Consider the following 14,192-nt stretch of genomic DNA (forward strand, 5'->3'; position numbering starts at 1 on the left):
CAAGGAGAGGCTAGGTGAGGTTCTCCCCCGGCCACGACGGCACCTGCTGCCGCACAAACTCAACTGCGACTTCGACCGACTCGAATCTGCTGGGATAGCTATCGGCCAACGCCTGGGGCAGTTGCCCACAGTCGCGGTTGGGGGCAAGGGCGAGGTCAGCAGGCAAGGTGACACCACAAAGAAGGGGCGGTGATACACCACTGAACTGGGCTGATGATAAGTTGCGGGCATTACCTAGGTTGGCATCTAGCAGAATGGCGCGAGCGAGGTTGGCGCTAAAGAGGTAGGCGCGCTCGAGATTGGCATTTAGCAGAATTGCTCGCTCAAGGTTGGCGCGCTCGAGGTTGGCGCTAACGAGGTTAGCGCGAGCGAGGTTGGCATCTAGCAGAATTGTTCGCTCAAGGTTGGCGCGCTCGAAGTTGGCATTTAACAGAATTGCATACTGGAGGTTGGCGAGTAAGAGGTTGGCGCGCTCGAAGTTGGCGCGAGCGAGATGTGGCCCGGCAGTGAGGGTAAACGTGGCGAACCCTAAGGAATCAGCGTAGTGAATAGTATTGAGCAACCGATCTTTGTCCCAGTTTTCTGTACCAGGAGTGCCGCAAGGGTGAAAGGTGATGGCCGGGGCGGGCGCATCGTTGGGCAGGGTGGGATAGCTTTCGGGTTGGGCCTGGGCATGCAGCTTAAACAGCAAAATCAGCACATTCAGCCCCGCAAATACATCTACTTGCTTGAGCCCAATGGCAATACCCTGATTCCGCAGTTGCAGCATCTTTTTGAGGGGCAGATTTTCTTGCTGGGGCAGGTCGTCTACGGGTCCCTGGTTGAGAAACTCGCTTTCGTGCCAGCGCTGATAAAAACCATGCAGCCGCTCAAAGAGCTGTACTCGGTCAATGTCACTTTCGCTCAGTAGCTCAAACAGATAGTCCACAATCTCGACGCTGAGACCGCCATAGCCCAGCAGATCATAGATTTGGGCATTCACGGCCCCTTCATCCATCACCAGGCGCTGACGCTTCTTGAGTTCCGTCCAGTCGGTAAAGGCGCAGATCAACCGCTCAGCAAATAAGTACTCGCCAAAGCTTTTGTGGGCAAATTCCACCGAGCCCCGCTCGCCCTCCTTCGGCTTCAGATAAAAGGTGGTGAGTAGGTTGTTCAAAGCCTTCTCGTCCGACTGCCCTGTGGTGGCCTGGGATTGCTCCAAATATTGCTTCACCGGGTTCGCCGTATCTTGAAAGCGCTGTTTCAGCATGGCCACCTGGGCCGTTTCATTGCCCGACTGCACCACGCACAGGGCCGCCTCTTGCAGCACCTCTCGCAGGTCATCCAGCTCTTCCAGACCCGCCAGGCGCAAGTTTTCGTCTTGACGCTGCTTGTCGAGCACCCAGTTCACCGATTCGCGATAGATACACACTTTGGCGGCGGTGGGGCTGCTGGGCTGCGCCGCTGTACCCGCAAACATTTCCTTCGTCAATTGGCCTTCGCGGTGCAGCCGCCCCAGCAGATACAGCAGCAGCGGTTCCCGCGCCAGGGTCTCGTCAATGTCCTGGGGGCACGCCTGCAAAAACGCTCTAAACGCAGTGGTCTCAGCTTCCCCAAAGCGGGCTTGCCACTTCGTCAACCACTGCTCGCGCTGGGTATCCCCCATTGGCTCTAGCCGCACCCGCGCCAGGTTTTTGGTCTGAGTAATCAGGCGATCAATCCCTTGCAGGGCCAGGGGGCGCCCCGTCACCACACACTGATGGTGGCTGCGGGCCTGAAAATCCGCCACCTGCTGCAAAAACTCCTTCAACCCACCGCTGGCGCGCCCCTCTAACAGCAGCTCATCAAAGCCGTCCAAAATTAGCAAAAAACGGGTATTGCGATCCGCCAGCCAGTCACTGTCTCCCCGCACAAAGCTCACCTGTTCTAAATCGGGACAGTCTTCCAGGGTTTCCGTCAGGTTATTCGCCAGCTCTCGCAAATTCCGCAGGCGAATCAAGATTGGAATGTAGGCAAAGGCCAGCTCCCGCCGCACGCGATCGGCCAACATCCGACAAAATACCGACTTGCCCCGTCCGGCCTCCCCTTCAATAAACATGACTTGGCGCGGCTGCTCGGGCGGCTGATCTGCCTGCTCTAAAAGTTGTTGCGCCCAAGCGTGGATATTGATTCGCTCAGCATCGCGGTCAACCGCTCCCGACTGGGTCAGCGGCTGCACATCGAGTTCCACATACAAATCTTGGTACGTGACGCGGGGATTGGCTTCGTAGAATACCTGCTCGTTCGGCAGGCGGGCGATCGTCTCGGCTAAATAGGTTTCGATGCTGTCGTAGCGGTCTTGGGTCGCTTGCCCCCCGGTTCGATAAACCGCCGCCAGAGGGGCCACGCTGTCCCCCGCTTCGGCGATCGCCCGGTGCAGATAGCGATGGGTGCCCCAGGTCACCTGTGCCACGAGTCGCTGGGTGGTGGCGTCATCCAGCTCCGCCTGCTGCAAACAGTCCCGCAGCGCCAGGCTAAACTGCTCCGCCAGCACCGACTCCCGAAAGCGGCTGGTGACTGTTTCGGCCTCGCGTTTGGTCAGGTCGGTCTGGAGCCGCGCCAGTTGCCGCTCAATCAGGGTTTGTAGGGAAACCTGCCCCAGCTGGGCTTGAACGGTGGCGTCATCGACCCGGGCTAACACCGTTTCTAAGCTTTGCAGATAGGCCAGCTGAGCCGTGATGGCCACCGCGCTTTCGTAGGTCGGGTCAATCTTCGACAAATCTAGATAAATGCGCAGCAGGCCAATCCCAATGGAGACAAAGGGCAAACCAGAGACCGCCAGTTGCGTCACGGGCGATTCCAGCGTTTGCAAAAATGGTTCGATTTGTTGGAGGTGGGGTTGCAGCCGCTTCAGATTCGGCGCTTGATCTCGGACGGTTGTGCCGAAGTCATTGGTGGCAACCACGGCCTCAATACCATTTTCCGCTAGTTCACCCCAGGGGATGTCATGCACATCCGTATTGAGAAATTGCCAGAAGCCTTTTAATGCCTGCATCGCGATCGCACAGATGAAAATCGTGCCTCAACGATAGCGAAGTTCCTTTAAGAGCGTGCCGTTGCGTAATGACTTCACACTGACTAAGACTGATAACATTTTGTAGATCTCAGCCTTCAACTTCTGCCCTAGAAGCTTTAACCCGCTTAACTTGGCTGCACTGTGCAAATTCTCACGGATTATCAAGGTCGTCAGATTCGCTTAACGACTGAGCGGCTTGCCCATATTCTTGAGCACCCAGAAATGGCTACGATGGAAGCAGCCATTTGCACAGCGCTGCAACAGCCTCAAGTCGTGAGGCGCTCCAGAACAGACAGCAATGTTTACCTTTACTATCAGCATCAGGCAGAAACGATGGTGGGTGCCAAGTGGCTTTGCGTCGTAGTTAAGCTGCTACCAGACGATGCCTTTGTCATTACCGCTTATTTAACCGACAAACTCAAACAAGGAGAGCCGCAATGGCCCAAGCCGTAAAAATCTGGTTTGACCCCGAAGCCGACTTTCTTGAGGTGACTTTCTCGGAGGCGGCTGGCTATCTACGCGAGACCGATCACGATGCGGTCATGGAACGCGTCGATGCGCAGGGCAATGTGCTCGGGTTCTCGGTGCTCAACGTTAGCCAACTCGCCAAAGAGCAACCGCTCTATGCTCAGCTCATGGGCAATCATGTGGCTTAGCCGCAACCTAGCCAGCATAGAAGTGAGCGCACCCGCTGGCACGCCCACCCAAACTGAGGATTCAAAAGGGTGATCAGCTTACACGGCTGCCAACTCCGGTCGGGTCGCGACGGCTTCCGCAGTCGGGGCGGCGGTGCAGTACACTTCGGCGGAATTGTTGGGACTCTCGATCAGCTTCACCTTGTGCAGCTGGGCTCCCGTTTGGGCAATGGGCTCCCGCAGCAGGTCGCGAATGTGAACGGCGATGTTTTCCGCTGTGGGCACCACCTTCTCAAAGTAAGGAATGTCTTTGTTGAGGAAAGTGTGGTCAAAGGGTTCCACCACGTGCTCATCAATGGCCTTTTGCAATTCCGCCAAATCCGCAATCATGCCCGTGCGCGGCTCGATTTCCCCCTTCACCGTCACTTCTAAATGGTAGTTGTGACCATGACCATGGGGACGGGCGCACTTGCCGTAAATTTCCACATTTTCGTCATAGCTCAGGGTCGGCAAGGCTAAGCGGTGAGCGGCGCTAAAGTGAGTGCTGATGGTGAGATATGCTTCCATGTCATTACCTGTGTAGTCGGCCCAAAGTTCGGGATGTTCAAATAGCTGAATCTGGGTGATCGGAAGGTGCGGCGAGAGACGCTGCCACAGCACCCACGCCATATGTTCCGTCGTCGGCAGCGTGGCCTGAAACTCCGGCCACACGTCATTTAAATACGAGAAGTCGAGCTGACTGGTGACTTCTCGCTTGATCACCTGTTTCACATCCGACAGGTTCAGCACCATGCCGTACTCATCCAGCTCGCCCAGCATCGACACGTACAGCACATAGTTGTGACCGTGCCCCGGAGCCCGACTGCAAGGACCAAACTTGGCTTGGTTTTCGGCCTCGCTCCATTCTGGCAGCCAATAGCGATGGCTAGCCGAAAACTGAGCGCGGCGGTTAATAACGCATTCCATAAAGACAGCGCACCGTTTTGTTTACGTTCCGTAATGTTCTGTTCCTAGCATAGGCGATCGCTTTACCGATGTGCTGTGATCCATTGGCCCTGAGAGTGGCACATGGACGGCACCCAGCCATAAGCTTTGTGACAGAGACGGCTCATTTTTCTATCACTGGATAGAGAGGCCCTGATATGAGCCGCATACAGGCAGCAAGCCCAGTATTACTTTTAATTTCATGAGTTGCTGACATAGGGGCAAAATCGTAAAATTAGATACAGATATAAAAATCGTTCATCCCGAATGCCCAGCTTTTTCGCTGATATTCAGTTTTCGATTGGCACCACCGGGACGGAAGTAAGGGAATACCTGAAGGAACGCGCCTCTTAAATCAAAACCATTCTGAGACAAGCTTTAAGCTTGGAGGCGAAATATGAAACTTTGTTACCGTGGCGTTAAATATGACTACACTCCTCCCGTGTTGGAGGTATCCGAAAGTCAAATGCTCGGGCATTATCGCGGTCGGCCCCTGCATTTCTCTTATGTGAGTCATGTGCCCTTTCCGCAACCTGAGGCTAATCTGACCTATCGCGGCACGCCTTACCACACGACTCGTCACGGGGCTGTGGAAGCAATGGTGCAGGTTAATAAAGCTCCTCAAGCACCGCAGTTCAAGCCGGTATTTGACTCGATGGCAGCGGCGCGGCGCAACTTGCTGCAAGAAGCCACGGATATGCACCAGGCCAATATCAAGCGATCGCTAGAACGACGGATGCAAGTGGCGCAAGCTAAGGGCGACAATCGCCTATTGCAACAGCTCGAAGACGAAAGGCATCAGTACGCTTAAGTTGCTGAAGCGGCGATGAACGTGACCTTTGAATCCCTCTTGCCCCCCACCCGGTGCAGGAGGGATTCGCGTTTTAGAGCGGATGTCGGCTAATTACCACAACGACATTTGCCCAGCCGTGGCGTCATCATCCGGGCGGCGTGACTTCAGCGGCGGCAATGGTCCCCGGTTCGAGGCTAGGCGATCCGCTAATCGTGTGGTTTCCGGTAGGCGATACTTTGGGGTGCATTGCTGCACGTAGTCCAGGGCCGTGGGCAAGCTGATGCGGTGGCCAGCGGAGATGTACAGCGGCTTGGTATTCGTGCGGCTGCGGTAGACGGCCCCGATGGTTTCGGCGCGATCTCGCAGGGGCACCCACGCTCCTTTTTCGCTGGGCACCTCGTCATGGATGCCAATGAGTCGCGACTTGGCCACTCCAATGGTGGGGCAATCCACGATCAGTCCCAGATGGCAGGCAATGCCAAAGCGGCGGGGATGGGCAATGCCCGCGCCGTCGCACAGGATGAGATCGGGGGTGAGTTTGAGGCTCGCCAGGGCTGCCAACAGGGTGGGCAGTTCGCGAAAGGACAGCAGACTCGGCACGTAGGGAAAGGTGGTGGGGCGTTTTGCTAAGGCGGTTTCCACTAACTGCAAGCTAGGAAATTCCAACACCACCACGGCGGCTCGCGTCACTTGTCCCTGGTCTTCAAAGCCGACATCCACCCCGGCGACCAACTGGAGGGGCGATCGCACTTCATCTTGCAAGCGCACCTGCGATCGCAATTCGTTTTGCCGGGCGATCGCGGCGGCGGGATCAGTCGGCCAAGTCGTCGGGGCAACAAACTCCATTTATCCGGCGGTTATCAACAAGCGGTTATCAACAAAGGGTTAAGGAGCACATGCTAGCGGGAAAATTTTCGATAGCATGAGGCATCTATCATTTCACCATGCTGACAGGGTTATGGGTATTAAGCGGGTATCTTGCATCGGGTTGGGCGCTGTGGGGCTAGTTGTGGCGGGGCCGGGAGTAACTCAGGCACTAGCCGCCGTGGTTACAAATGTCGCGGGGCAGGGCAACCGACTCACCCCAGAAGTTGTGATCCAGTCGCAACTAGGGGCGCAGTGGCTGGCGGCCTTTGCCTTACTAATGGGGGCGATCGCAGCAGTGGCTGGAGTCGATCGCTATATCAAAAATCAGCAGTGGGAACGGCGCGATCTGGCCCGCCACCTGTTCGAAGAATTTGCCAGCCGCGAGGCCGTGCGCAATGTGTCTGACATTTTAGATTTTGAAGAATATCGCGTGTTTGAATTGCGCCTGCCTACGGGCGATCAGTCGGTGGTGCGTTTTGAAGCGACCGACGAACGCCTGAAGCGGGCGCTGCGTCCCCACGACCAAATGGTTAAAACCCGTCAGGGCTTGAATATGCTGGCACATATGAATCGTCAGCAGCCCAGCAAAATGGACGAAAACACTGTCCGGGTGTTGCAGCAGTACCGGGATGAAGAGTTCATCATTGAGTTGACCCTGCGCAATTGGTTCGACGGATTTTTGAGTGCCTTTGAAGCCTGTGAAAATGCGATTTTATCGGGACTGGTCACCGCTGCAGATCTGGAGCCTTACATTATTTACTGGGTGCGGGTAATTAGCGATCGCACCTATCGCCGTGAGGGGGGTTCCGCCTTCTATGACCAACTCTTTCACTACATTTACTGGGCCGGTTACGACGGTGTGCAGAACCTGTTTGAGCGCTATGGCTACAAAATTTTGCCGCCCCCCTACAGCACCCACGACTTTGCCAACATTGAACGCGACAATGCGGTGATCAACGCCTTTCGGGCTTTGTGCATGGCAAAAGCGGCGCATCTAGTGTACGAAGATCCGGGCTATGTGGAAGACATTGTGCGGCTCTGGCTCAGCCCCGATGACGATCTGAAATGGATGCAACAAACCCCGGCGGATTATGTGGTTGACGTGATTAAACGTTGGCTGCGGGAGGGAGAAACCGACAACAAAGGCGTAAATCTGCCTGCCAACTATCGATATTTTGTCAACCACCTGACAGATACCCAGGCCTTTATCTTTCGGAAAGGACAGCATATCGTGCTGGTCTTTCGCGGTAGCCAACAAGCCGCCGACTGGGGCACCAATTTCAAGTTTCGGATGAAACAGTTTGCATTTACCCATACTGCCCAGTCAGCCGTACCGCCGACGGGCGAGGTGCATCGGGGGTTTCATGATGCTTGGCGGAGTGTGGAGCGCGACGTGTTGGTGCAACTTCAACAGTGGTGGACGCCCGACAGTCAACTCTGGGTCACCGGGCATAGTTTGGGGGGGGCATTGGCGGCGCTGGCGGCCACCTCGCTGGAATATCAGGGCTTTAAGGTGTCAGGACTGTACACGTTTGGACAGCCGCGTGTCGGCGACTGGGCCTTTACCCGTGAGGTGAATGGACGCATGGGCGATCGCATGTTCCGCTATGTGAATAACAACGACATTGTGCCGTTGATTCCGCCGCAGGTAAATCCGCTGAATCCGGGGCGGCTGTATGGTCATATGGGGCAATTTCGCTATTTTGGCTTTCGGGGTAAGCTGCACGAAAAGTCTTACACTACGCAACGTTGGGGCGATCGCCTGCTCGGCTTTTTGGCCGGGATCAAACAGCCTGGGCCGGATGTCGTGGCGGATCACATGATGGAGTTTTACGTGCGCTATTTGCAGCGCGAACTCGACAAGCAAAAGGATCGTCGCAAAGTCGAAGAGGAAGCTCTAGAGGCAAAAGACATCCGCGAAATGGAAAAAGCTCGCTAGGGTGAACAGAGTACCTGTCAACTGTCATCATCAACACCGATTGTGAAACGCGCAAACATTCCTGACTTTGGTCGTCGCCCCCCGCTGTTTTTGTTCGTGGCGATCGCGATTCTCGTGCTCATTGCTTTGTCGGGGGCGATCGTCCACCTACTGACGGAGTCCTGGTGGTTTGATGCCGTTGGCTACGACAATGTATTTTGGACGCGCATTCGCTGGCAGGCCATCATTTGGGTCACTACCCTAGTTGGGTACGCCGCCTTTTTGTATGCCAACTATCGGCTGGCGCTATGGATTACGCGGGAGTCGCCCTGGCGCGTCTTAGAGCAGCGCAATTTGGACTCGCTGGCCGACTATTTGCCCAAATATTTAGCCGCACTGTTAATCGCGCTGCTGTCGTTTAATGCGGCCATGGGCGCGGCAGCCGCCTGGGACAGCATTCTCAAGTTTCTCAATCCCACTGACTTCGATCGCCTCGACCCCCTCTTCCAACAAGACATTAGCTTCTACGTCTTTCGCCTGCCCATTTATGAGGGGTTGCAGGGGGCGATCGTGCAGCTGTTGATCTGGTCCATTTTGCTCGCCTTTGGCGTCTATGCCCTCAAGGGTGAAATTCGCCCCGAGCGCGGCTGGAAGTACTTCCTTACCGGGGAGGTCAAGGGGCATATGTGTGTGCTGCTGTCGGCATTGGCCATCGCTGTGGCCGCCGGCTTTTACTTCGGTCGTTACGATTTACTGTTCTCCGCTGACGGAGTGGTGTTTGGCGCCGGCTACACCGATTTCCATGCCCGGCTCCACGCCTACTGGACCATGGCCTTTGTGACCCTGGCGGTAGCCGCCCTCTTCATCATGTCCTTGTGGCGCAGCGGCTTCGTCTGGCCCACCGTGGGCATCGGACTGTACATGCTGACGCTCATCTTGGTCGGCGGACTATATCCCTGGTTTCAACAGCGGTTTTTAGTCGAGCCGAATGAACTCACCCGCGAGCGGCCCTACATCGAGCACAGCATTGCCTACACCCGCGAAGCCTATGCCCTTGACCAAGTGCAGAGCGAACCGTTTCCCGCTGAAGAAAACCTCGATCGCTCCGTACTCGACGACAACAGCCTCACCGTCGATAACATTCGCCTGTGGGACTATCGCCCCCTGCTGAGCACCTATCGCCAACTACAAGAAATTCGCCTGTATTACCGCTTTCAAGACGTTGACATCGATCGTTACACCCTCAACGGTGACTATCGCCAAGTGATGCTGTCGGCCCGCGAGTTGGACTATTCTGAAGCCCCGCCCGAAGCCCAAACCTGGGTCAACCAACGCCTCAAATTCACCCATGGCTACGGCATCGTGATGAGTCCGGTCAACCGGGTCACCCCCGACGGCTTACCTCAGCTGATGATTCAAAATGTGCCGCCGGTTTACACCGTTGATCTCGAAATTGATCAGCCCCGCATTTACTATGGCGAAGCCACCGATTCCTACGTGTTTACGGGTGCAACCACCGATGAGTTTGACTATCCCGAAGGCAATACCAACGCCCCCTATCGCTACACTGGCTTGGGCGGTGTGCCGTTGAACGACTTGGGCCGCCGGTTGGCGTTTGCCTACGACATGGGCAGCCTCAAGGTTTTAATCTCCAACTACATCACGGACGACTCGCGCATTCTCTACCACCGCGACGTTCTGGAACGTGCCCGCCAGGTGGCCCCCTTCTTGACATATGACAGCGACCCCTACATCGCCGTCATTGACGGGCGACTGAAGTGGATCATTGATGCCTATACGTCGAGCGATCGCTATCCCTACTCCGAACCGCTAAACCGCAGCAACGATATTGGCTCCCTGCTGAACAACGACACCTTGGACACCCTGGTTCGCAGCGGCAGCAACTACGTGCGCGATGCGGCCAAAGTCGTCATCGATGCCTACGACGGCTCCTTAGACTATTACGTCGTGGATGAGGCCGACCCCATCCTCGGCACCTATCGACAAATTTTCCCCGACCTGTTTAAGTCGGCGGACGAGACGCCCGAAGCCATTTGGGAGCACTTCCGCTATCCCCAAGACTTGTTTGCGCTGCAGGCCCAGATGTACCGCACCTACCACATGGCCGATCCCGAGGTGTTTTACAACCGCGAAGACATTTGGCGTTTCCCCACCCAGGTGTATGAGGGCGAGCAAGTGCGCATGGAGCCCTATTACCTGATCATGAAACTGCCGGGGGAAACCACTGAAGAATTCATCCAGATTCTGCCCTTTACCCCCATCAACAAAGACAACATGGTGTCGTGGATGGCAGGGCGTTCCGATGGCGACAACTACGGCAAGCTACTGCTGTACGAGTTCCCGAAGCAGCAGTTAGTCTATGGTCCCAGTCAAATCGAAGCTCGTATTGACCAAACGCCAGAGATTTCCCAACAGCTCACCCTCTGGAGTCAAGAAGGCTCGCGAGTGATTCGCGGCGATCTGCTGGTGATTCCCATTGAGCAGTCGCTGCTCTACGTGGAGCCCGTTTATCTGCGGGCTGAGCAGGGCGAACTGCCGGAACTGCGCCGCGTCATTGTGGCCCACGACAATGACATCGTGATGCGCGAAACTCTGGATGAAGCCCTGATCGCGATTTTTGGCGAAAGCGCGGCGGTGCCGGTGGAGACACCTGAGCCCCCAGCGGATGACGGGGAAACTGCCACCGCCAATCCGCCGACCTTGCCAATTGCTCAAGCCGATCGCATTCAAGATGCGTTGAATGCCTACGAAGCGGGACGGCAAGCCCTGCAAGAAGGCGACTGGGAAGCCTATGGTCAAGCCCAGCAGGAACTAGAGAGCATCCTCAATGAGCTGAGCAGGAGTAACTAAACGACACTGCCCCCCGGTAGGCGATCGGGTATCTGTTTGACATTCCGTAGACTTCCCCGCTGTTGCCACCCAAGCTAATATGCCGGAGAGCTTGCCCCTGGTACATCTCGGCGATCACGAAGCGGATGTCTTCGAACTGTTTGGTGCACCGCCGTGCGCCCGCGAGCGAGCTACTGATTCGGGCCGAACACAATCGTCAAGTGCAGCACGAATTGGCCATCCCCTGCCGACGATTGCACCAGCGCCCGTGATCGGGCAGACGACCTTAGAATGGGCACGCAACCCGCAGCACCCGGCCAGGGCAAACCCCGATTCATTAGCTGTTCTTGCCCACCTTGCCCACTGCCACCTTTGAGCAGATCTGGCAATGCGTCGTCTGGTAAGGCGATCGCTGATGGATTGTAGGCGTAGCCCTTCAAAAGGTAGGCTTCCACCTCACCTTGAAGAGCGGCTGTCGCTTTGAGGACTTATAACTACTAAAGTTGCGAGCACCTGCTCAAGGCGTTGATCACCAACAACATCATGGTTTTGGCGGTTGATGTGGCCGCACAATTAAGCCCGAGTGCAGCCCGAGGTAGCTGCCACTGCGGCAAGCACTGCGGTGGATTGACCCACTGGGCGGTTTCCGGGCGCGCCAAGGCGATGGGGAGCGGGCCTAGAAAACATGATGGAGCTTCACGCCCTCTTGAAGGCGCACAATTCGCTTCTAAAGCCTATGCTCCAGGCATTCCAAGGACTTACGCCCCATGGATAGCACCCAGTGGGGTGAGAGTTGGATTCTGAGTTGGCCAAGGCGCAATCAATCACCGCAGACCAGCCGCCGATTGCCTCCTCTACTTGCTTTCAGAGCGGGAATAATCATCTTGGAAGCGAACGATATCGTCTTCGCCCAAATACTCACCGTTCTGCACCTCGATTAAAATCAGCGGAATTACGCCGGAATTTTCTAGGCGATGAGACGTGCAAGGGGGAACATAGGTCGATTGATTCGTGCTGAGGAGTGTTTCTTTCTCGCCGCAAGTCACCTTAGCGGTACCAGAAACCACGATCCAGTGTTCGCTGCGGTGATGGTGCATTTGTAAGCTTAGACGATGGCCTGGCTTGACCTCAATCCGCTTAATTTTGTAGCCTCGGCCCTCTTCCAAAACGGTAAAAGAACCCCATGGCCGCAATTCCGTCGCCGCAATCCCTTCTGGGACGGCTAAAGACTGCATCGACAGACCATTCTTAGACTCAGCTAACTCTTGTGTTTTGGGCACGATAACCAACCCTCCAGTTGCAAATGTGAAATTTTAACGACGGCTGTTCCAACACTCATCCCCAGCAGTAGTTGCAGAGTTCCCAGCCAGTACGGCGAGTCACCATAACTGCACCTTTGCTCAATACTCAAATGAAACCAAAAGACTGTGTGTGGACATTGGCAACAGCTTAGCCCTGACCTTTGCAAATCGTCTTAGCATGCACATTGCTATACAAAAACTTTAAGTTGAAGCCGCGAAAAATAAGCCGACTTCAAAATCTTCTCAGCCTAATCGACATATTCTCAGACTGCTCGCCCCCAAACCTCATCCAGATGCCATCGGTTAACCTCACCGCCTGTGGCTCCGGGTCTCGTCTGGGGGGCGACCGGTCTTAAGAACTGAGAAGAATGACATGGAGAAGCGGTTTCGCGCGACTTGGGGCCCCTCGTCATGCCATTGATGTCATGGTGCCGAGATGAATTGACCCTGAGCGTTACGGGCGTTACTGACGGGGCCGAGTATTCGCTAAAGCATGTCAATAAATGCATAGTGTGAAAATTTACTGCAAATTGCGGGGCAAATCGTGGCGAGCCGTTAGCTTTCAAGCTGTAGACGAACGGCCTGACTGCACTGGCGATTTTTCCCTGGGGCAATTTAGCGGTTTTACGGTTTTCATCTCACCGTCAAGTGGTTCTGTGTCGTACCTTAGATGTGGAATGCGCATGCGCATCCAAATACATATTTGAGCCTTTGTGGCTTGTCATCATGCTAGATGCTCTCATTGTACTTTCATTCATTATTGCTGGAGCTGGAATCGGCTTCTATGCTCCGGAACTGTTGCCCGCAGGTGTGCTGAGTGAAGTCAGTAGCTTGGAAGGGTTGAGTTCTGTCACCGCCGGGTTTGGGGCGTTATTTGGCACCGGCCTGGGCTTGGTCATGCAGACCAGCTATCGACGACTGGAAACGCAAGTGCGGGAACTGCCGCCCGAGCGGTTGCTCAGTCGGGCCGTTGGCCTGGTCATTGGTCTACTCATTGCTAATCTGATGCTAGCTCCGCTGTTTTTGCTGCCGATCCCCAGCGAGTTTGGTTTCATTAAGCCGTTGCTGGCGGTCATGGGCAGCGTCATTTTTGCGGTTTCGGGCATGAACTTGGCTGATACTCACGGGCGATCGCTGCTCCGCCTCGTGAGCCCTGGCTCGATGGAATCCACCCTGGTGGCAGAAGGCACCCTGAAGCCGTCTAAAACCAAGCTGCTGGATACGAGTTGCATTATTGACGGGCGCATAGAAGGATTGCTGGAAACCAGTTTTTTGGAGGGGCAAATTCTCGTGCCCCAGTTTGTTTTGCAGGAATTGCAGCAGGTGGCTGACGCCTCCAACGACCAAAAGCGGGTACGGGGACGACGCGGACTGGATGTGCTGAATCGCATTCGTGAAACCTACGCTAGTCGGGTGGTGATTTCGAGCATCGATTATGAGGAGATTCCGACGGTGGATGCCAAGTTGGTGCGACTGGCGCAAGAACTCAATGCCAGGCTGTTGACGAATGACTTTAATCTCAATAAGGTCGCCAGCTTTCAAGAAGTGGAAGTCCTGAATATCAACGATTTGGCCCAGGCGATTCGGCCTAACTATTTACCGGGAGATGACATGGGCCTGCGCATTTTGAAGCAAGGCAAGGAACCGCAGCAGGGGGTGGGGTATTTGAATGACGGCACCATGGTGGTGGTGGAAGAGGGGCGCGACTTTATCGGGGATGAAATTGACGTGGTCGTGACGGGTGCCCTGCAAACCTCCGCTGGCCGCATGATCTTTGCCCGTCCGAAAGATTCGGTGTTGGCTTCCTAGT

Annotated in this window: 11 protein-coding genes and 1 riboswitch; of the genes, 6 read left to right on the forward strand and 5 right to left on the reverse strand. The window is 55.5% G+C overall.

What is annotated here, in order from left to right; genetic code table 11:
- Positions 1–10 precede the first annotated feature (10 nt).
- On the reverse strand, positions 11–3,013 hold the full coding sequence (locus tag JUK32_RS26295; RefSeq protein WP_204141850.1) for an NACHT domain-containing NTPase: 3,003 nt from the start codon (positions 3,011–3,013) through the stop codon (positions 11–13).
- A 162-nt stretch (positions 3,014–3,175) separates the two neighbouring features.
- Between JUK32_RS26295 and JUK32_RS26300 the strand changes: the two genes are divergently transcribed.
- Both JUK32_RS26300 and JUK32_RS26305 read left to right on the forward strand, forming a co-directional pair.
- On the forward strand, positions 3,176–3,487 hold the full coding sequence (locus JUK32_RS26300) for a DUF4258 domain-containing protein (protein ID WP_204141851.1): 312 nt from the start codon (positions 3,176–3,178) through the stop codon (positions 3,485–3,487).
- The gene (locus JUK32_RS26305; RefSeq protein ID WP_204141852.1) at positions 3,472–3,690 is read left to right on the forward strand and encodes a DUF2283 domain-containing protein; all 219 of its coding nucleotides are present in this window, start codon (positions 3,472–3,474) and stop codon (positions 3,688–3,690) included. Before JUK32_RS26300 ends, JUK32_RS26305 begins: the two co-directional genes overlap by 16 nt.
- Before the next feature lie 78 nt (positions 3,691–3,768).
- Here the strand turns inward: JUK32_RS26305 and JUK32_RS26310 are convergent, their stop codons facing one another.
- Positions 3,769–4,635 carry a 6-carboxytetrahydropterin synthase gene (locus JUK32_RS26310; protein ID WP_204141853.1) on the reverse strand — a complete coding sequence of 289 codons (867 nt, stop codon included), beginning with the start codon at positions 4,633–4,635 and terminating at the stop codon, positions 3,769–3,771.
- A 271-nt stretch (positions 4,636–4,906) separates the two neighbouring features.
- Positions 4,907–5,001, forward strand: a riboswitch (Glutamine riboswitch).
- 49 nt (positions 5,002–5,050) lie between these two features.
- On the opposite strand from JUK32_RS26310, the gene JUK32_RS26315 reads away from it, so the two are divergent.
- Positions 5,051–5,464 carry a DUF4278 domain-containing protein gene (locus tag JUK32_RS26315; protein WP_204141854.1) on the forward strand — a complete coding sequence of 138 codons (414 nt, stop codon included), beginning with the start codon at positions 5,051–5,053 and terminating at the stop codon, positions 5,462–5,464.
- 93 nt (positions 5,465–5,557) lie between these two features.
- On the opposite strand, the gene nfi is transcribed toward JUK32_RS26315, so the two are convergent.
- Positions 5,558–6,292, reverse strand: coding sequence for a deoxyribonuclease V (gene nfi / locus JUK32_RS26320; RefSeq protein WP_204141855.1), 735 nt, complete (start codon positions 6,290–6,292; stop codon positions 5,558–5,560).
- Between the two features lie 112 nt (positions 6,293–6,404).
- Here nfi and JUK32_RS26325 point away from each other — a divergent pair, with 112 nt between their 5' ends.
- On the forward strand, positions 6,405–8,252 hold the full coding sequence (locus JUK32_RS26325; protein WP_204141856.1) for a lipase family protein: 1,848 nt from the start codon (positions 6,405–6,407) through the stop codon (positions 8,250–8,252).
- A 42-nt stretch (positions 8,253–8,294) separates the two neighbouring features.
- Positions 8,295–11,102, forward strand: a complete 2,808-nt coding sequence (locus tag JUK32_RS26330; protein ID WP_309224643.1) for a UPF0182 family protein — start codon at positions 8,295–8,297, stop codon at positions 11,100–11,102.
- Positions 11,103–11,272: 170 nt separating this feature from the next.
- Here JUK32_RS26330 and JUK32_RS26335 read toward each other — a convergent pair whose 3' ends face one another.
- Together JUK32_RS26335 and JUK32_RS26340 are read right to left on the reverse strand one after the other, a co-directional pair.
- Positions 11,273–11,536, reverse strand: coding sequence for a hypothetical protein (locus JUK32_RS26335; protein ID WP_204141857.1), 264 nt, complete (start codon positions 11,534–11,536; stop codon positions 11,273–11,275).
- A gap of 399 nt (positions 11,537–11,935) precedes the next feature.
- A complete protein-coding gene (locus JUK32_RS26340; RefSeq protein ID WP_239113147.1) occupies positions 11,936–12,316 on the reverse strand; it encodes a cupin domain-containing protein in 381 nt (126 codons plus the stop codon).
- 792 nt (positions 12,317–13,108) lie between these two features.
- Here JUK32_RS26340 and JUK32_RS26345 point away from each other — a divergent pair.
- Entirely contained in the window at positions 13,109–14,191 is a 1,083-nt protein-coding gene (locus JUK32_RS26345; protein WP_204141859.1) for a PIN/TRAM domain-containing protein, read from the forward strand.
- Position 14,192 lies beyond the last annotated feature (1 nt).

Origin of the sequence: Halomicronema sp. CCY15110, assembly GCF_016888165.1 — a bacterium.
Taxonomy (GTDB): Bacteria; Cyanobacteriota; Cyanobacteriia; order Phormidesmidales; family Phormidesmidaceae; genus Halomicronema.